A 16,847-nucleotide genomic window follows, 5' to 3' on the forward strand; every position below is an offset into this window, starting at 1 on the left:
TGGATGCCGGTTCACCGTCCGGAGTTGCGTAAAAATAGAGAGCCAGAGCTGTTCCGCGTTTCCGTTAAACACGCAGTCGCTCCGGTCCCGACAATCCAAAATATCTGAACTTTATACGCGCAGCGACGGCTCCCAGGTCGCGGCGCTCAGGAGAAAATTGTGTCCCACGTAGAATCCCACTTCGCTCGCCTTCACGGCATTCATGACATCAGGGTCGAAACCGGTGTTGCGGCCCAGCCCGGCGACGGCGAGGTTCGTCTTCGTATGGCCAGGGGCGGGATATGCGGATCGGATCTTCACTACTACGACCATGGCGGGGTGGGTACGATCCGCGTCCGCGAACCGATCATCCTTGGTCACGAAGCCTCGGGCTATGTCGAAGCAGCGGGCCGGGGCGCGGATCTTGCCGTCGGTACGCTGGTTGCGATCAATCCCAGTCAGCCCTGCGGCCGCTGCGACCGTTGCGCTGCCGGATTGCCGCGGCACTGCCGGAACATGCGCTTTCGCGGCAGCGCCATGTATATGCCCCATGAGCAGGGCCTCTATCGCAGCCGGTTGACCGTGCCGGCATCGCAATGCGTTGCCTTCCCGGAGGGCGCGGACCCTGGCGCGGCCGCGTGCACGGAACCGCTTGCCGTTTGCCTTCACGCCCTATCGCGGGTTCCGGGCAATCTTGGCGGAAAGCGGGTCTTGGTGACCGGAGCAGGTCCTATTGGCCTTTTGACGGCGGCAGCAGCCAAAGCAAAGGGGGCCGGCTTCGTTGCGATCACGGATGTGCAGGACAAGCCGCTTGCGATTGCCACAAAAATGGGTGTCGACCAGACATTTTGCGTCGGAACGGACGCGAACTGGAGGGCGTCGCTGGGCGAAATGGATGTGGCGTTCGAATGCTCGGCTGCCGCAAGTGCAATCGAGGATGCGGTCGAGGCGCTCAAACCATGCGGCACTCTCGTAGAGGTCGGGGTTGCCGGCAACACCTCGCTTCCGCTTGGGCGGTTGGTCGCCAAGGAGATCACAATGATCGGGACCCATCGCTTCGACCAGGAATTTCAGGAAGCTGTCAGGATGATCGCCGATCAGACGATCGACGTCGCGCCGATGATCACCGGCGTCTGGCCGCTGTCCCAGGTTCGGGAAGCGCTTGATGCGGCGCTTGATCGGGCACAAAACTCGAAGGTTCAGATCAACCTTCAGGAGGTCAATTGATGGTCAGGCCCGCAGGCGCATCGCCTTCGGAATCGTAGTTGCATAGTGTCACCCCCCGCGGTCCATAAGCGCGACCGCCAGCTCGAGACGTTGTCGACCGCGGCAACCGCCGGCCAGGCGTTACTTTTGGCGCTGGATCGATGGCGGTTTCCGGCCTATCTTGGTCCCATGAGCTACCCCGCCGATGAGAGTGGTCCGCGTGTTCATCGCTGGACCTATACCGCCGAGGCAGACGAAGTGGCGCTCGTTCTGCCTGATGGATGCATCGATATACTTGTCTCCTGGAGCGACAGGATCGGACATGCGCTGATTGGCGTCACCGATTTGGACTTCGCGCCAAGGCAAGTGAAGCTTCCGGCCGGAACGTCTTTGATCGGCTATCGGTTGCGGCCCGGGGCCACCATCCGTCTCGACGACGTCCAGTTCGGACGCGACGACCTCTGCGGTCTGGAAGCAGAGATCGACGACAGGGTCAGCTACGACCAGGAAGCTTCCGAGATCATTGATATTCTCGGCCTTCCCGACAGCAGCGTGGAGTGGGCGGCCAGGCAGCAGGGGGTGTCGGAGCGAAGCCTGCAACGTCATTTCAGGAAACTCTCCCTGCCGTCTCCGGCCTTCTGGCGACAGCTGGGACGAGCCAGGCGGGCGGTGCAGGCCTTGCCATGTCGCGCTCCGATCGCAGAGATTGCGCTCGAATATGGCTACAGCGATCAGGCGCATATGACGCGGGAGTTCGTCCGGTGGTTTGGATGGACTCCCGCGCAGCTTCGCCAACAATCAGGCGCGATGAACGATCTGGCGCAGCCCGGCCTGGGCAACTGGTGAAAGCGTGTCGCCCTGAAGCCTGAACGCCTGACTTAGAAAGGCGTCGCACCGTTTTTCCGCAATGTCCGACAATCGGTTGATTTTTATGTGACGGCGATGTTTGCCGCTGCCTTCCAGAATTCGGTCCGGATCGTTCAATCGCGCGCCATGGGTGAATTCCAGCGAAACGTGGTTTGTATGGGTAAAGATGCCGCAGAACTGCGATTTGGTCTGCCCAGGGACGCTCTCGAAGACGAGGCCGCCATATTTTTCGACGCCTGCAGCACCGGGCTCGACCTTCAGGATCGCGGCTTTCAGCCGCTCGATGATTTCGTCCATCATCCTGTCACCCCGGCAGTTGCACTGCGGAGCAAATCTCGATCAGGTAGCCGTTCGGATCAGCCACATATGAGGTCGTCTGCCCCCATGGCTCGTCCCGCACGTCCTGAACGAGCGTGGCGCCGGCATCGACTGCCCTTTTCAAGGCGCTCGCGACGTCATCCGTTTCGAAGGCGATCTCGAATGTGGGGGCATCCGGCCTTGGTGAAGCCGGGTTCTTGTCGAGCTGGCGCATCAGCGCTTTCGAGGAAAAGGCGAGCTTGGTCTCGCCGGTCGCCAGTTCGCCGTAGTCGCCGCTTTCGTGGAGAAAGGCGCGTTCAAAGCCGAACGCCTTCTCGAAGAAGTCCACGGATGCCGGGACGTCATCCACGTACAAGATTGTGTAGCGAAATATCATTTCAGGAGCCTCAGACTGGGTTGGTTCACATTCGCTGTAATCCCATCGGCATGACACGTCTTGAAGAAATCCGACACTACGCAATCATGCGAACGCCGTCATCGACGAACTCTTTTGCCGTCCAAATGCCAACGCGCTCCCTGCAGGCCAACCGGACCACAGCATTCGGAGTCGCCGTGACCGATGCCAGGCAACCGGTGGTTTCGTTTGAGGAAGGTCTGCGCGAATTGCGGGCGCTTCGGTGACCGCCCGTGATCGGAAGTCGACGGGCGCTTTCGTTATTGCGGGGACCGTTCCGGCATGAGTTGATCGAGGGTCACCTCGGCAAACTGCGCCAGAAACAGCGATTCCGCCTGTTCCATCGTGTCTGAAAGCGCCGCGTTGACGCGTTCCTGAACCTTGCAATCGGGATGCGCGTTGCGGTTTCCGATGGCAAACAAAGTGGGCCGGCCAAGGGCCTCGTAAACGGCGAGCAGCGTGATCTGGTGGAGCGGCCGCGCAAGTTGCCAGCCGCCGCCGTGGCCCTTTCCGGATTTGACATGGCCGGCCTCGCGCAGGCCCGCCATCGTCCGGCGAAACACGGCCGGGTTGGTGCCCATGCTTTTTGCCAGCGCCGCCGAGGTCAACGGCTTGTCGACCTGGCCCATATGCAGCAGCACGTGCAGCACATCCGACAGGCGGGTATCCTTGTTCATCCTGCATTTGCTCCACGGTTCTTATGTATCAGTTGTTGATGCATGAAATCGGACCTGATATGTAGCTCCAACTGATACATATCATGAGGCCGCGATGTCCAGCACAGACAGTTCCTTTTCAGCCGGTTCGCCTGCGGCCAGAGAGCCAACGGCAGCCGCAAAGGCCTTCTCCGACCCGGGCGCGGTATCATCCTATGTCAGCGATACGCCCAGAAAGGTGCCCGGTCTCGCCGATCTGCACCGCATGACCACACTTCTGCTCGACGAGCACGCGCCGGAGGCCGCCCATATTCTCGTGGTTGGCGCTGGCGGCGGCCTGGAACTGAAGGCGATGGCGGAAGCGCGGCCCGGCTGGCGGTTTGACGGCGTCGATCCCTCGGCAGCGATGCTGGATATCGCCCGGCAAGTGACCGCGCCCCATGCCGGGCGGATCGCGCTTCTCGAAGGGACCGTCGATCAAACCGGGGCCGGCCCTTACGATGGCGCGACATGCCTGCTCACCCTGCATTTCCTCGACAGGGACGCGCGCCTGCACACGCTGCAGGAAATCCGTCGCCGCCTAAAGCCGGGCGGCGTGATCGTGGTCGCGCACCACGCCGCACCTGACGGGAATGCCGGTCTCTGGCTGGAGCGTTCCGCCGCCTTCGCCAATCGCGCCGATGCCGATCGCGTTGGCGCGGCCGCATCGGCAAAGGCGATGCGCGCGCAGTTGCCGCTCCTTGCGCCAGACGAGGAAGAAGCGCTGTTGCGGGAAGCCGGGTTTTCGGCGCCGGCCTTGTTCTATGCCGCCTTCTCGTTTCGCGGCTGGGTCGCAATCGCCGGCTGACGGTCGCCGCGATCCCACGAAAGCCGGTGCGGCGTCGATCAAACGCTGCGATTTCGCCGCTACGCCGCCGTCTCCGGAATGCGGGCAATCACCTTGATTTCCACGTCGAAACCGGCAAGCCAGTTGACGCCGACAGCGGTCCAGTTCGGGTAGGGCGCTTCGGGAAACACCTCGTTCTTCACCTCCATGAAGTCCGCGAACTGGCGTTCGGGGTCGGTGTGAAAGCTGGTCACGTCGACGATGTCCTCAAGCCCGCACCCGGCAGACGCCAGGACCGCCTTCAGGTTGGTGAAAGCCTGCCGCGCCTGTTGCCGGTAATCCGGCTCCGGGCTGCCATCGGCTCGGCTGCCGACCTGGCCGGATACGAAAAGCAGGTCGCCCGACCGGATGGCCGCGGAATAGCCGTGCGCCTCGTAAAGGGCGTGCCGGTTTGCGGGGAAGACGGGTTCTGGCTTGGTCATTGTCTGGCTCCATTGGCTGGCGTGTTTCGGCCTTCTCAGTCTGCGCGTGAAATGATATACGCAGCGTATGTCAAATAATACACATACGCTGCGTATGTCAATGGGTATGCGCCAGCGTTGGAAGACGGAGCACGATATGGCCTCGATGACCCGATCTGAGATGATGGAAAAAACCCGCGCCAAGCTGATTGCCGCGGCGCGGCGGGCCTTTGCGGAAAAAGGCTTCGCCGCCGCGTCCATGGACGATCTGACGGCGGCCGCAGGACTGACCCGCGGTGCACTCTACCATAATTTCGGCGACAAGAAGGGTTTGCTGGCGGCCGTGGTCGCCCAGGTCGACGGCGAGATCGCGGCGAGGGCCCGGGAGGCGAGCCGGCATGTGGAGGGCGTGTGGGAGGCGCTTCTGGCCGAGGGCGTGACCTATATCGAACTGTCGCTCGAACCCGAGGTGCAGCGCATTGTCCTGCTGGACGGGCCCGCCTTTCTCGGCGACCCGTCGCACTGGCCAAGCCAGAGTGCCTGCCTTGAGGAGACCAAACTGGCGCTTGCCGAGCTGATTGACGCCGGCATCGTCAAAAATGTGGATGTCGAGGCGGCCGCGCGATTGCTGAACGGAGCGGCGCTCAATGCTGCGCTCTGGGTGTCGGCCAGCGACAGGCCGGAGGAAACCCTTGTCGGGGCCATCGAGGCTTTCACCGCACTGGCGTCGGGACTTCTTGCCGACTGAGCTCGGCTCTTTTCGGGCCGGAACAGGGCCGTCCGCGCGGGCCGCATTGCCGCGACCCCGCGCTTTGCTTGCCTATCACTCAGCTATGGCGGATTTCCGTGCCGAGGACCTTGAGGCATTCCCGCATGAAGGCGGCCAGCCCGGTCCAGCCCTTGGCCGATACCATCGTGCCATCGACATAGGCCTCTTTCGGCTCGACGTCGATATAGGTGCCGCCGACCGCCGCGACCTCCGGGGCGCAGGCGCCGAGACCGGCGACCTTGCGGCCCTTGAGCACGCCGGGCACGGCCATCAGGATCTGCACGCCGTGGCAGATCGTGAAGATCGGCTTGCCGGCATCGTGGAAATGCCGGACCATCGCCTGGATGCGCGGATCGGTCCGGATATATTCCGGTCCGCGGCCGCCCGCGGCATAGACCGCGTCATAGCTGTCGAGCTCGGCCTCGGCCTCGGAGAAGGTCTTGTTGATCTCGGCGAAATGGCCGGGCTTTTCGGTATAGGTCTGGTCGCCCTCGAAATCGTGGAGCGATGTCTTGATCAGGTCGCCTTCGCTCTTGTCCGGGCAGACGACGTGAACCGTGTGGCCGACGGCCTCCATGCCCTGTTGATAGACGTAGATTTCATATTCTTCCGTGAATTCGCCGGTGAGCATGAGGATTTTCTTGCCGCTCATCTCGATCTCCTGATTATGGGATTGATCCGTCCGGCCGCCGCAAGACGGCCGGACAGGGTGTTTCGGTTCAGAACGGGGAGTCGGGGAAGTAGAACTGGTCCGCGTTCTCGGGCGTGATCAGCGGGGCGTCCAGCTTGAACGATCCGCGCATCGGCGCCTGGCCCGCGAACTGCGCCGCGGTCATGTACATGGCCGAGGCGATCATCGACGGCGGGTAGGGCGTGGAGATGGGGGTGCGCTCGTCGCCCGCCTGCACCATCTCGATCACCTGTTTCATGCCGTTGCCGCCAAGCGCGTACTGGACGTCTTCCCGTCCGGCCTGATCGACGGCCTCGATCACGCCGAGCAGCATGTCATCATCATTGGCCCAGACCGCATCGATATTCGGATAGCGCGCCAGATAGTCCTGCATCAGGGTGAACGCTTCGTCCTGGTTCCAGTTGGCATACTGCATATCGAGGATTTCGATGTCGGTCTGGTCGATGACATCCTTGAAGCCCTTGATGCGTTCGTCATCGATCACGGTGGGGATGCCGCGCAGCACGACAATCTCGCCTTCGCCGCCGAGTTTGTCGACCAGCCACTTTGCCGTGTTCGCGCCAACGGCGATGTTGTCGCCGGCGACATAAAGGTCCTGGATCGACGGGTCGGAAAGACCCCGGTCGACCACGGTGATGAAGGTGCCATTCGAGGCGACCTGCTCCACCGGCCCGGTCAGTTCCTCCGACGTGAAGGGCAGGATGACAAGCGCGTCGAGCTCGTTCGTCGCCGACAGGTCCTCGAGCGAAGACACCTGCGCGGTCGCCGACGAAGCTGTCGAGACGATGATGTCGATGTTCGGGAATGCGGCCTCGATCTGCTTTTCCGCCTGCTCGGCGTGGTAGACGACGCCGCCCGTCCAGCCATGCGTGGCCGCCGGCACGGAGACCGCGATGGTGAATTCCTTGTCCTGGGCAATAGCTGCTTGCCCGAACAGCGTTCCCGCCATCACTGTGGCTGACAGGAGCGCCAGCCTTCCAGTCTTGATTGTCATAGTTTCCTCCTCCTCAGTTAAGATATGAGCCTCGCCGTTTCAGCGAGAGCTGGTGAAGCGGTGAGCCAGCATGGCGATGATGATGATCGCCCCCTGGACCGCGGCCACGAGGTATTCCGACACCATGTCCGAAAGAACCATGACGTTGGCGATAACCTCGAGAATGAGCGCGCCGGCAACGGTGCCCCAGATATGGGCCTTGCCGCCGCGCAGAAGCGTGCCGCCGATAACGACGGCGGTGATGACCTGTAGCTCCCAGAGCTGACCGGTGGTCGGCGTGGCGGCGCCAAGGCGCGGGACGTAGCAGATCGCGGCAACGGCGACGCAGAAGCCCTGTATGACGAAGGCCATGGTCCTGATCCGGCCGACATGAACGCCGGAAAACCGCGCGACGTCGGAGTTCGAGCCGACGGCGGTGACGCGGCGGCCGTATTTCGTCCGGTAGAGGATGAACGCGCCGAGCAGGGCGATCACGATGGTGATCAGCACCGGATAGGGAATGCCGAGGAAATCGCCGAAATAGACGGGCCGGTAGGCACTCCTGAGGCTGCGATCGATGGACAGCGAGCCGCCGTCGGTCATGTAGGTGATGAAGGCCCGGAAAATCCCCATCGTGCCGAGGGTGACGATGAAGGGCTCGATCCGCCCCACGGTGATGATCAGCCCGTTCAGCAGGCCGCAGAGCGAACCCACGACCAGTGCGACGAGCGCGCCCGCCGGGATCGCCCAGGGGCCAAGGTAAGGGACGAGCGCATTCATCGCCATGATCATGATGCCGACGACGAAGGCCAGCATCGAGCCAACGGACAGATCCAGCCCTCCGGTCGCGATCACGAAGGTTGCGCCGACGCCGATAATGGCGATGAAGGCGCTGCGCGTGATGACGTTCAGGATATTGTTCGTCGCCATGAAGTTGGAATTGATCATCGTGCCCAGCAGCACGATCAATGCCAGGGCGATGAACGGAGCGAGATCGCTCCAGCGGATCTTGAAGCCTTCTCTTTCCGGAAGCGTTGTTATGTCTGCGCTGCTCATGCGCGGTTCCTCCCCTCGGTATCATGTCTGCTGCTTGCGGCGGCATAGACGACGTTCTGCTCGGTGATGTCCGCGCCCGTCAGCTCGGCAACGAAACGTCCTCCACGCATCACCAGCACCCGGTCGGACAGGCCGACGAGTTCGGGCAGTTCGGACGAGATGACGATGCAGGCCTTGCCCGCCCGGACGAGTTCGTCGATGAAGCGGTAGATCTGGCTCTTGTTGCCGATGTCGATCCCCCGCGTCGGCTCGTCTATGATGACGATCGAGGGTTCGGCGAGCATCACCTTGGCCAGCAGCAGCTTCTGCTGGTTGCCGCCCGAAAGCTGCCCGGCCTCCACCGAGAGCGTGCGAACCCGGATGTCGTAGTCCTGAACCGCAGACTGCACGGCACCCGCTTCCTTCCTGCGGTTGAGGCGCAAGCCGGGAAGGATCATGTCGAGCGCCTGGAGCGTGAGGTTCGGCCCCAGTCCCTCGTTGAGGAGGAGGCCTTTGCCCTTGCGGTCCTCGGTCAGGTAGACGACGCCCGCGGCCATCATCGAGCCGACATCTGGCTTTGCAACGGGCGTGCCGCTGACCGAGATCGCGCGCGCCTGGGCCGGTCGAAGCCCCATCAGCCCCTCGATCAGTTCCGTGCGGCCGGCCCCGATCATGCCGCCAATGCCAAGAACTTCTCCCGGCCGGACGCTGAAGGAGCCGGAGAACCGGCCGTGGTCGACGGAGAGCTCCTCGACGCTCAAAATCGGTTCCGCGGTCGCCGGTTCCCGTTTCGGCGGGTAGAGCATCGAGAGCTCCCGCCCGACCATCAATTCGGCCATCTGGCGCTGGTCGAGGTCCTGCGCGGGCCAGGTGCCGATCATCTTGCCGTCACGCAGCACGGTGACGCGGTCGGCCACCGCCTCGACCTCTTCCAGCCGGTGGGAGATATAGAGCACGGCGACGCCATGGGCGCGCAGGTTCCGGACGATCTCCAGAAGCGCGTCGACTTCGTCATTGGCCAGCATCGCCGTCGGCTCATCCAGGATCACGACCTTGCGATCGTCGAGCAGGGCACGGGCGATCTGGACAAGCTGGCGCTGCGCGAGCGGCAGATCGCCCACAAGCGTGGTGGGGCGCGCCGTGGAGCCGACGCGCGCCAGCACCTCGGCCGTGCGGCGGTTCATCATGCGGTCGTCCACGGCAAACCCGCGCGACAGTTCGCGCCCAAGAAAAAGGTTCTCGGCGACGGTGAGATCGGGCGCGAGCAGGATTTCCTGATGCACCAGGACCACGCCGGCATCCTCGGCCTGAACGGCGTTGGCGAAGGCGACCGGCTTTCCCGCCATCGACATCGCGCCGCCGGTCGGCGTGGCGTGACCCGAAAGAAGCTTCATCAGGGTCGACTTGCCGGCGCCGTTCTCGCCGATGATCGCGTGCACCTCGCCCGCATCTATATCCAGCGTCACATCGCTCAAGACCGTAATCGGGCCATAGGCCTTGGAAAGGTCCTCGGCGCGCAGCACAGGCGTTTCCCGCGCCGGGCCGTCAACGGCGGTATCAGTCACGGCGAAGCTCATTCGAAAGCCGCCGCGAGCCGGTCCCGCGACCGCTCGATGTGATCGTGCATTGCGTGGTAGGCCGCATCCGCATCGCCGGCGCGGAACGCGGCGAGAAGGCGTTCGTGCTCCTCCAGCGCTTCCTGGGTCACGCGGCTGTGGAACATCAGGCGGAAGATGTGCAGATGAATGTGTCTGTCGGTCAGCGCCTGGCGGGCGAACTCGTTGTCCGCGACCTTCAGGATCTCGTCGTGAAAATGCGCATCCGCCCGGGCAAAGCGGGAATAGCGGCTGTTGCGGCTCACGGGCTGCTCGCCCTTCTCCATGTCGGCCGCGGCGTTTTCCAGACGCTCGAGTTTTTCAGGGGTCAGCCTGAGGCAGGCCTGCCGGGCGCTCTCCGGCTCGAGCATCAGCCGGAACCTGTAGAGATCGTCGAACTCTTTCGGGGTCAGCTGGGGCGCGGCGGAGTAGCCGATCAGGTGGGCCTTGCGCACCAGTCCCTCGCGCTCCAGCCGGGTTAGGGCGTCGCGCACCGGGGTCTGGGAGACATTCAGCTCCCGCGCCAGCTGGTCGATCGGGATTCGCGCTCCCGGCAGGATCTCCAGCGACATGATGCGTTGGTAAATCTGTTCGTGAACGCTTTCGGAAATGCTCAGGGGCCGTGCGAACCCGGCTTTCTGGTCGTGATCCGTCGCTGCCGCCATCTGAACCTCCCCGTCCTGCATTCTTGACATGGTTCGTTTTATCCCCGATATGATATCCAATGTCAAATACAATATCATATACGATTTGATACGGGAGGGTGGGCATTTGTTGGTTTCGGCCGATTATCTGCGCGCGATTGCGGAGAAGGCGCTTCTTGCGCAGAAGGTCGAGCCCGCCAATGCCCGGCTCCAGGCAGACCTTCTGATTGAAGCGGAACTGCGGGGCCTGCCGTCTCATGGCCTTCAGAGGTTGCCCCGGCTGGTTGCGCGTCTGCGCGCCGGCCTTGCCGATCCAGCTGCAGACGGCAAGGCGCGCAGAACCGGTGCCGGCGCTTTCACCATCGATGGAGAGCGTGGGCTCGGTCCGGTTGTCATGATGCGCGCCATGGAGCGTCTTGCGGCGGTGACGCCCGAGCAGGGCATCGCGCTGGCATCGATCCGCAACGCAAATCACATCGGGATGCTCGCCTATTATGTGGAGGCGGCGGCCAGGCGGGGATTGATCGGCATCGTGATGACCACCAGCGAAGCGCTGGTGCATCCCTATGGCGGCACGGAAGCAATGCTGGGAACCAATCCGATCGCCATCGGCATCCCCACCGGCGCCGAGCCCTTTATCCTCGACATTGCAACCAGCCGCGTCTCGATGGGGAAAATCCATCACCACGCCCTGACCGGCGCGCCGATCCCGGATGACTGGGCCGTCGATGCGGACGGCCGCCGCACCACCGATCCCGAAGCGGCGCGGACCGGCGCGATCGCGCCCTTCGGCGACGCCAAGGGATACGGTCTCGGTCTCGCCGTGGAACTGCTGGTCGCATCGTTGGCGGGCTCGGCCTTCGCGCCCGAGGTCGGCGGCACGCTGGACGCCACCAGACAAGCGAACAAGGGCGACATCATCATTCTGATCGACCCCGCGGTCGGCGAGGGCCATCCATCCGGGCTGGCCGCTTACCTTAATCGCCTGCGCGCCTCGCGGCCGGCAGACCCTTCGAGGTCGGTCGCTATTCCAGGTGACGGCATGCGCGCCCGCAGGATGAGGGCGCTCGCCGAGGGCATCGACCTGCCCGATCCGCTGCATCAAGAAATCCGGGCCCTCTCGGAAGGCTGAGGAAAAATCAAAGGAGACAGGATGACCCTATTCGGCACGATCAGAGCCCCGAGAGAATTGATCTTCGGCTCGGGCCAGCGTCACGCGCTCGGGGCGGTCGCTGCAAAACTCGGGCAGCGCGCCCTGGTGGTGACAGACGAGCGGCTGGCCGGCGATGGCGATTTCAACCGCATGGTGGCGCAACTGGAGGCTGCCGGCCTCGCCGTGCAGGTCGATGGTTCGGCGCTTCCGGACGTGCCCGTCGAAGCCGCGGCGTCAAGCGCCGCGGCGGCCCGGGACTTCGCGCCCGATCTCGTGATCGGCGTCGGCGGAGGGTCCTGCCTCGACATGGCCAAATGTGTGGCCGTGCTGTTGACCCATGGCGGCAGGCCGCAGGATTATTACGGCGAGTTCAAGGTGCCCGGTCCGGTGATGCCGCTGATCGCCATTCCGACCACGGCGGGCACAGGCTCCGAGGCGACGCCGGTCGCGGTGCTCTCGGATTCCGAACGGCAGCTCAAGGTCGGGATCTCCTCGCCCTATATCATCCCGACCGTCTCGATCTGCGATCCGGACCTGACGCTGACCTGCCCGCCCGCGCTGACCGCCATTGCCGGCGCCGACGCATTGACCCATGCCATCGAGGCCTTCACGGCGCTTCGCCGCGATCCTGTGCCGGGACTGGCGCAGGAACGGGTCTTCGTCGGCAAAAATGCGACCTCCGATCATTTCGCGCTGACGGCCATCGGCCTGCTCTGGAACGGCCTCGAAAAGGCTTGCGTTGAGGGAAGCGATGTTACGGCCCGCGCCAATGTGATGCTGGGCGCGACGACAGCCGGCCTTGCCTTCGGCGTTGCCGGAACGGCCGCAGCCCATGCGATCCAGTACCCGGTCGGCGCGCTCACCCACACGGCGCACGGTGCTGGCGTCGCCTGCATGATGCCTTATGTGATGGCGTGGAACGCCCCCGCGATCGGGCCTGAACTCGACCAGATCGCAGCGACTATCGGTCTGCAGGGCAGGGCGGAGGTCATCCTGGCCATCGCCGCGCTGTTCGATCGTATCGGCATTCCCCGCACGCTCAGCGATCTCGGCCTTGGCGAAGACCGGCTCGACTGGGTGGCCGAACAATCCTGCGGCATCGCCCGGCTGATCCAGAACAATCCGCGCCCACTGCCGCTTTCAGATATGCGGCGGCTGGTCGGCGCGGCCTATCACGGCGAACTGACCGCACTTTCAACGCATTGAGGGAGAAATCCAATGACGCAAGACACCGCCTTTTCCGGCTATGCCGATCCCGCCCTTCACGCCAGGGGCCTGTTCATCGGCGGGAACTGGGCGCCCGGCGCCGGAGCTATTCCGGTGCATGACCCCTCGACGGGAAACAGGATTGCCGATGTCGCCGATGCCGGCGTCGATCACGCCTTGCGAGCCGTGGATGCCGCCGAGGCTGCCGCCGAAGGCTGGCGCAACACGCCGTCCCGCCAGCGCTCGGAAATCCTGCGCCGCTGGTTCGAACTGATGCGCGCGCATGCAGAAGAACTCGCCCTGCTGATTTCGCTCGAGAATGGCAAGGCGCTGCCGGACGCGCGCGGGGAGGTGGCCTATGCCGCCGAGTTCTTCCGCTGGTATGCCGAAGAGGCGACGCGGGTCGGCGGCGAATTCCGCCACACGCCATCCGGCGCGCACAATATCCTCGTAGATCACGAGCCGATCGGCATTGCCGTTCTCATCACGCCGTGGAATTTCCCGGCCGCGATGGCGACGCGCAAGATCGGCCCGGCGCTGGCCGCCGGCTGCACGGTGATCCTGAAGCCCGCCTCCGAAACGCCGCTGACCGCCTATGCCATGGCCCGGCTCGGCGAGGAGGCCGGCGTCCCGCCCGGCGTGGTGAACGTGCTGACCACCTTGAAGCCCGGCCCCGTGACAGCGGCCATGCTCGCCGACAAACGGGTCCGCAAACTGTCGTTCACCGGCTCCACCGGCGTCGGGCGCACGCTTCTGGCCGAAGCGGCGAAAACGGTGGTGAGCTGCTCGATGGAGCTCGGCGGCAACGCCCCCTTCCTGGTGTTCGACGATGCCGATATCGAGGCCGCGCTCGACGGCGCGATGGTCGCCAAGATGCGCAATGGCGGCGAGGCCTGCACCGCCGCCAACCGCTTCTACGTGCAATCCGGCATTCACGACGCTTTCGTGGAAGGGTTGACCAAGAGGATGGCGGCGCTGAAACTGGGCCGGGGTTACGATCCGGATGTCCAGTGCGGCCCGATGATCACCACCAAGGCGGTGGAAAAGATCGACCGTCTGGTGTCGGAGGCGAAAGCCCGCGGCGCCAGGGCGACGACCGGCGGGGAGCCGTTGGGCGAAAGCGGATACTATTATCCGCCGACGGTGCTGGTGGACGTGCCGACCGACGCGGCGCTGGCGCAGGAGGAGATTTTCGGTCCCGTCGCCGCCGTCTACCGCTTCGAGACCGAGGAGGAGGCCGTGCGTCTCGCAAACGATACTGAATACGGGCTCGCGGCCTATGTCTATTCGGGCGACGTCATGCGGGCGATGCGTGTCGGGCGCGGGATCGATACCGGGATGGTCGGCATCAATCGCGGTCTGATGTCGGACCCGGCTGCGCCGTTCGGCGGCACCAAGCAGAGCGGTCTCGGGCGCGAAGGCGGCGTTACCGGCATCCTGGAGTTCATGGAGCCCAAATATTTCGCCGTCGAGTTTTGAGAGGGGGAAGACGACCATGGCGGAGCGCGATCTCTATCGCAACCGGGATTTCATCCCCGACTTCGACGCGATCATGGCCGAGACGGAGGCGCGCAGCCGCGCCTTCGCCGATCGCTCGCGCGTCGAGCGGAATGTGCGTTACGGGGAAACACCCCGGCAAAGCTTCGACCTCGTCTTTCCGCCGGAGCCCGCTCCCGGTGCGCCCCTTCACATGTTCATTCACGGCGGCTACTGGCGTGCGGGCAGCAAGGAGACGCATACGCTTGTCGCAGCACCCGTGATCGCGGCAGGCGGGATCGCGGCGCTGGTCGGTTATGATCTGATGCCGGAAACCCGGCTGGCCGAAATCGTGGCTGAGGTGCGCGCGGCGGCCCGCCGCCTCGTGGACCTTGCGCCGGAGATCGGCGCGGACCCGGAGCGCTTCACCGTCAGCGGCCATTCCGCCGGCGCCCATCTGGCGTCGCTGCTTGCCTGCAGGGCCCCCGGAGACAATCTCTCGCCGGACGTGCCGAAGCTGCGTGGCATGCTTCTGGTCAGCGGCATTTACGATCTTTCCGACATTCCCGGCTCCTTTCTGAAGGACGAGGCCGGAATGCGCCCGGACGAAGCGCAGGCATGGTCGCCGCTCGCCGCCCGGCACATGCCGGGCCCGCTGCGGATCATCACGCGCGGGGAACATGAGACCGCGCCCTTCCAGGACCAGGCATTCGCCCTTGATGCCCTGCTCGCCCGCGACGCGCAGCAGGCGGAGCTCAGGACGGAACCCGGTGCCAATCACCTCTCGGTCGTCTTCGACCTTGCCGACCCTGAGGCACCCCTCGGCCAAAGGCTGTCCGCATTGGTGGCGTCATCCTGAAGCGTCCCGCCGCGACGACATTTGCCCTCACGAGGCGAATGCGTAGCTGAGTTGCACGAGGTCGTCCTCGCGCGGAAGAAACCCGTTCGAAATGCTCATGCTATGGCGGGATCGCGACCCTTCGAGGCTCTTCGCCTATCGTGTGGCGTGCCGACGTTCCAGCCAGGCGATGCCGAAGTCGACGATGTCGCGTGCCGGGAACAGAAAACAGTCGGCATTGCCGACCTTGCCGTAGGGCGGCCTGTGCGTCGCGACATAGTCCGTGGCGATGCGTTCCACGGCGTCGGCCTGCCCTTCGATGGCATAACAATCGAGAATGCCGTTGCTGTCCCAGTCTTCCGCCTTGTACCAATGTTTCAGGCCGTCCGCGCCGAGCAACGGCATCTCGTAGGTGACGCGGCGCTTGTCCGGAATGTCGGCCACCGCCTCGGCATAGTGCAAGGCCGTCACCGCATCGAGCGGCGCGCCAAGAAGAAGAACCTTGCCGTTGTGGGCAATGAAACGCTCGATCGGGGAGCGGGGCCCGAACGCGTCTCCCAGGGCATGCGGCGCAATGAGGGTTGCGGCAAGCGGGCCGACGGCCACCATGGAGGCGTCGGGATGTGCGCTTCGCCTGGCGCCGGGCTGGCCGGTGAGCAGGGCGTTGAACATTCCGAAGCCGGGATAGACGCTGGCGGTGGCGGGGTTGAAGGCGGGCCAGTTGGAACGCTCGTCATCGGCAAGCGTTGCGCCATTCAGCGTTTCCTCATAGGGCGAGCGATCCCACGAGGCGTAGCCCATCAGCGTCCCGCCGGGCCCGACCGCCGACAGCAGGCAATGCAGCAACGCGTCCGCGCCGCCTTCCACGGGACCGACCGATCGGAGCGATGCATGCACCATGAGCAGGTCTCCCGGCCGCACGCCGAGATCGGTAAATTGCCGTGTGATTTCGGCGGCTGTCGCAGGTCGTGAAGGCGGTTGCGTCAAGATGACCCCCGAATGTGAAGAAAGCGGAAAGAGCCCACCTACAAGCGCTCCAATGCCGTCCGATCTTGTTGCCAAATGTGGTCGGAGCATGGCGCACGAGGCGCTCCATGGCTTCCGGTGAAAATCGTGCGCGATCGCGTGGCCTGTCAGGATGATGCTGGTGATCGGTCGTGTTGTCAAAGACCGGGTTGATGCAAGGTACGCTGTGAATCCATGTTTGTCGGCGTGGTTTTGGCGGCGCCACGGTGCCGCTCTCGGGATACCACCTCCAGGACTCGGGCCTCGATATTCTCGGCTTGAGCATCGGCTCGGCTCCGCTACGCGATTATCTGGCATCTGCCGGCGAACTGATGGCTGCCGCGCAGCATGCCGGTTGGACGCCGCCCTGCAGGTCATGCCTCTCGCCGACGTCGCCAGCCCTCAGGGTCGCGCGGCGGTGCGCTTCCAGCATGCGATCAACAACACGTTCCTCACCGAGGAGGAGGACTGTACCGGGCCGCGCTGCTTTGCCTCGTCCCTCGATGTCCTCGACGTCAATCACAAGGCCGGCAACTGGTTGATGCTGCTGGAATGGAAATGTCGATTCCAAATAAGAAATAAATTTGTCTAGATGTGAGCTTAAGAGGTTGTCGCGGTTGAGACAGAGCCGGCTGATCGGTTCCTTCTGAGCAGGCAGGTCGGGCCATTATCTGCCGGAAACGTTGGGGCTGGCGGATCGTGGCTCTCGGTCAACGGATGCCCGAAGGGTCCGCAAGCGTTGGGACCTTTATCGG

Annotated in this window: 19 protein-coding genes; 9 read left to right on the top strand and 10 right to left on the bottom strand. The window is 64.0% G+C overall.

The genetic code is table 11. The features are described from left to right. The first annotated feature begins 159 nt into the window (after positions 1-159). Positions 160-1,206 (top strand): L-idonate 5-dehydrogenase, encoded by a 1,047-nt coding sequence (locus tag K7H91_RS02115; protein ID WP_230718532.1) that lies wholly within the window; start codon positions 160-162, stop codon positions 1,204-1,206. A gap of 126 nt (positions 1,207-1,332) precedes the next feature. Further along, positions 1,333-2,031, top strand: coding sequence for an AraC family transcriptional regulator (locus K7H91_RS02120; protein WP_230718533.1), 699 nt, complete (start codon positions 1,333-1,335; stop codon positions 2,029-2,031). Here K7H91_RS02120 and K7H91_RS02125 read toward each other — a convergent pair. The 3 genes from K7H91_RS02125 to K7H91_RS02135 all read right to left on the bottom strand — a co-directional run bounded on the left by K7H91_RS02125 (position 1,984) and on the right by K7H91_RS02135 (position 3,441). Next, entirely contained in the window at positions 1,984-2,352 is a 369-nt protein-coding gene (locus K7H91_RS02125) for a DUF1801 domain-containing protein (RefSeq protein ID WP_230718534.1), read from the bottom strand. The genes K7H91_RS02120 and K7H91_RS02125 overlap by 48 nt on opposite strands. Before the next feature lie 4 nt (positions 2,353-2,356). Continuing rightward, the gene (locus K7H91_RS02130) at positions 2,357-2,746 is read right to left on the bottom strand and encodes a VOC family protein (RefSeq protein WP_269065878.1); all 390 of its coding nucleotides are present in this window, start codon (positions 2,744-2,746) and stop codon (positions 2,357-2,359) included. A 278-nt stretch (positions 2,747-3,024) separates the two neighbouring features. After that, positions 3,025-3,441, bottom strand: a complete 417-nt coding sequence (locus K7H91_RS02135) for an Rrf2 family transcriptional regulator (protein WP_230718536.1) — start codon at positions 3,439-3,441, stop codon at positions 3,025-3,027. 94 nt (positions 3,442-3,535) lie between these two features. Between K7H91_RS02135 and K7H91_RS02140 the strand changes: the two genes are divergently transcribed. Continuing rightward, complete coding sequence (locus K7H91_RS02140) at positions 3,536-4,267, top strand: class I SAM-dependent methyltransferase (RefSeq protein WP_230718537.1); 732 nt, start codon at positions 3,536-3,538, stop codon at positions 4,265-4,267. A gap of 59 nt (positions 4,268-4,326) precedes the next feature. Here K7H91_RS02140 and K7H91_RS02145 read toward each other — a convergent pair whose 3' ends face one another. Beyond that, positions 4,327-4,728 carry a RidA family protein gene (locus K7H91_RS02145; RefSeq protein ID WP_230718538.1) on the bottom strand — a complete coding sequence of 134 codons (402 nt, stop codon included), beginning with the start codon at positions 4,726-4,728 and terminating at the stop codon, positions 4,327-4,329. A 136-nt stretch (positions 4,729-4,864) separates the two neighbouring features. Between K7H91_RS02145 and K7H91_RS02150 the strand changes: the two genes are divergently transcribed. Then, positions 4,865-5,455, top strand: a complete 591-nt coding sequence (locus K7H91_RS02150; RefSeq protein ID WP_419197432.1) for a TetR/AcrR family transcriptional regulator — start codon at positions 4,865-4,867, stop codon at positions 5,453-5,455. A 79-nt stretch (positions 5,456-5,534) separates the two neighbouring features. On the opposite strand, the gene K7H91_RS02155 is transcribed toward K7H91_RS02150, so the two are convergent. The 5 genes from K7H91_RS02155 to K7H91_RS02175 all read right to left on the bottom strand — a co-directional run bounded on the left by K7H91_RS02155 (position 5,535) and on the right by K7H91_RS02175 (position 10,435). Continuing rightward, positions 5,535-6,128, bottom strand: a complete 594-nt coding sequence (locus tag K7H91_RS02155) for a DJ-1/PfpI family protein (protein WP_230718539.1) — start codon at positions 6,126-6,128, stop codon at positions 5,535-5,537. 67 nt (positions 6,129-6,195) lie between these two features. Beyond that, positions 6,196-7,116 (bottom strand): substrate-binding domain-containing protein, encoded by a 921-nt coding sequence (locus K7H91_RS02160; protein WP_230718767.1) that lies wholly within the window; start codon positions 7,114-7,116, stop codon positions 6,196-6,198. 84 nt (positions 7,117-7,200) lie between these two features. Further along, positions 7,201-8,196 carry an ABC transporter permease gene (locus tag K7H91_RS02165; RefSeq protein WP_230718540.1) on the bottom strand — a complete coding sequence of 332 codons (996 nt, stop codon included), beginning with the start codon at positions 8,194-8,196 and terminating at the stop codon, positions 7,201-7,203. Next, positions 8,193-9,752 carry a sugar ABC transporter ATP-binding protein gene (locus tag K7H91_RS02170; protein ID WP_230718541.1) on the bottom strand — a complete coding sequence of 520 codons (1,560 nt, stop codon included), beginning with the start codon at positions 9,750-9,752 and terminating at the stop codon, positions 8,193-8,195. Before K7H91_RS02170 ends, K7H91_RS02165 begins: the two co-directional genes overlap by 4 nt. Then, complete coding sequence (locus tag K7H91_RS02175; protein ID WP_230718542.1) at positions 9,749-10,435, bottom strand: GntR family transcriptional regulator; 687 nt, start codon at positions 10,433-10,435, stop codon at positions 9,749-9,751. The genes K7H91_RS02170 and K7H91_RS02175 overlap by 4 nt, the downstream gene beginning before the upstream one ends. Before the next feature lie 106 nt (positions 10,436-10,541). Between K7H91_RS02175 and K7H91_RS02180 the strand changes: the two genes are divergently transcribed. The 4 genes from K7H91_RS02180 to K7H91_RS02195 are packed head-to-tail and all read left to right on the top strand — an operon-like array spanning position 10,542 to position 15,108. Further along, on the top strand, positions 10,542-11,546 hold the full coding sequence (locus K7H91_RS02180) for an Ldh family oxidoreductase (RefSeq protein WP_419197433.1): 1,005 nt from the start codon (positions 10,542-10,544) through the stop codon (positions 11,544-11,546). Positions 11,547-11,567: 21 nt separating this feature from the next. After that, entirely contained in the window at positions 11,568-12,773 is a 1,206-nt protein-coding gene (locus K7H91_RS02185) for an iron-containing alcohol dehydrogenase (protein ID WP_230718544.1), read from the top strand. A gap of 12 nt (positions 12,774-12,785) precedes the next feature. Further along, positions 12,786-14,252 carry an NAD-dependent succinate-semialdehyde dehydrogenase gene (locus tag K7H91_RS02190; protein ID WP_230718545.1) on the top strand — a complete coding sequence of 489 codons (1,467 nt, stop codon included), beginning with the start codon at positions 12,786-12,788 and terminating at the stop codon, positions 14,250-14,252. A 16-nt stretch (positions 14,253-14,268) separates the two neighbouring features. Beyond that, a complete protein-coding gene (locus K7H91_RS02195; RefSeq protein ID WP_230718546.1) occupies positions 14,269-15,108 on the top strand; it encodes an alpha/beta hydrolase in 840 nt (279 codons plus the stop codon). A 135-nt stretch (positions 15,109-15,243) separates the two neighbouring features. Here the strand turns inward: K7H91_RS02195 and aac(3) are convergent, their stop codons facing one another. Then, positions 15,244-16,074 (bottom strand): aminoglycoside 3-N-acetyltransferase, encoded by an 831-nt coding sequence (gene aac(3), locus K7H91_RS02200; protein ID WP_269065879.1) that lies wholly within the window; start codon positions 16,072-16,074, stop codon positions 15,244-15,246. 373 nt (positions 16,075-16,447) lie between these two features. Here aac(3) and K7H91_RS02205 point away from each other — a divergent pair, with 373 nt between their 5' ends. Continuing rightward, on the top strand, positions 16,448-16,684 hold the full coding sequence (locus tag K7H91_RS02205; protein ID WP_230718547.1) for a hypothetical protein: 237 nt from the start codon (positions 16,448-16,450) through the stop codon (positions 16,682-16,684). Positions 16,685-16,847: the final 163 nt, after the last annotated feature.

This window comes from Martelella mediterranea, assembly GCF_021021415.1.
GTDB lineage: Bacteria > Pseudomonadota > Alphaproteobacteria > Rhizobiales > Rhizobiaceae > Martelella > Martelella mediterranea_C.

Bases quoted from the DNA above. Each gene is read 5' to 3' on its own strand.
- K7H91_RS02125 (WP_230718534.1), bottom strand. From the start codon at position 2,352: ATGATGGACGAAATCATCGAGCGGCTGAAAGCCGCGATCCTGAAGGTC.
- K7H91_RS02130 (WP_269065878.1), bottom strand. From the start codon at position 2,746: ATGATATTTCGCTACACAATCTTGTACGTGGATGACGTCCCGGCATCC.
- K7H91_RS02135 (WP_230718536.1), bottom strand. From the start codon at position 3,441: ATGAACAAGGATACCCGCCTGTCGGATGTGCTGCACGTGCTGCTGCAT.
- K7H91_RS02140 (WP_230718537.1), top strand. From the start codon at position 3,536: ATGTCCAGCACAGACAGTTCCTTTTCAGCCGGTTCGCCTGCGGCCAGA.
- K7H91_RS02145 (WP_230718538.1), bottom strand. From the start codon at position 4,728: ATGACCAAGCCAGAACCCGTCTTCCCCGCAAACCGGCACGCCCTTTAC.
- K7H91_RS02150 (WP_419197432.1), top strand. From the start codon at position 4,865: ATGGCCTCGATGACCCGATCTGAGATGATGGAAAAAACCCGCGCCAAG.
- K7H91_RS02155 (WP_230718539.1), bottom strand. From the start codon at position 6,128: ATGAGCGGCAAGAAAATCCTCATGCTCACCGGCGAATTCACGGAAGAA.
- K7H91_RS02160 (WP_230718767.1), bottom strand. From the start codon at position 7,116: ATGGCGGGAACGCTGTTCGGGCAAGCAGCTATTGCCCAGGACAAGGAA.
- K7H91_RS02165 (WP_230718540.1), bottom strand. From the start codon at position 8,196: ATGAGCAGCGCAGACATAACAACGCTTCCGGAAAGAGAAGGCTTCAAG.
- K7H91_RS02170 (WP_230718541.1), bottom strand. From the start codon at position 9,752: ATGAGCTTCGCCGTGACTGATACCGCCGTTGACGGCCCGGCGCGGGAA.
- K7H91_RS02175 (WP_230718542.1), bottom strand. From the start codon at position 10,435: ATGGCGGCAGCGACGGATCACGACCAGAAAGCCGGGTTCGCACGGCCC.
- K7H91_RS02185 (WP_230718544.1), top strand. From the start codon at position 11,568: ATGACCCTATTCGGCACGATCAGAGCCCCGAGAGAATTGATCTTCGGC.
- K7H91_RS02190 (WP_230718545.1), top strand. From the start codon at position 12,786: ATGACGCAAGACACCGCCTTTTCCGGCTATGCCGATCCCGCCCTTCAC.
- K7H91_RS02195 (WP_230718546.1), top strand. From the start codon at position 14,269: ATGGCGGAGCGCGATCTCTATCGCAACCGGGATTTCATCCCCGACTTC.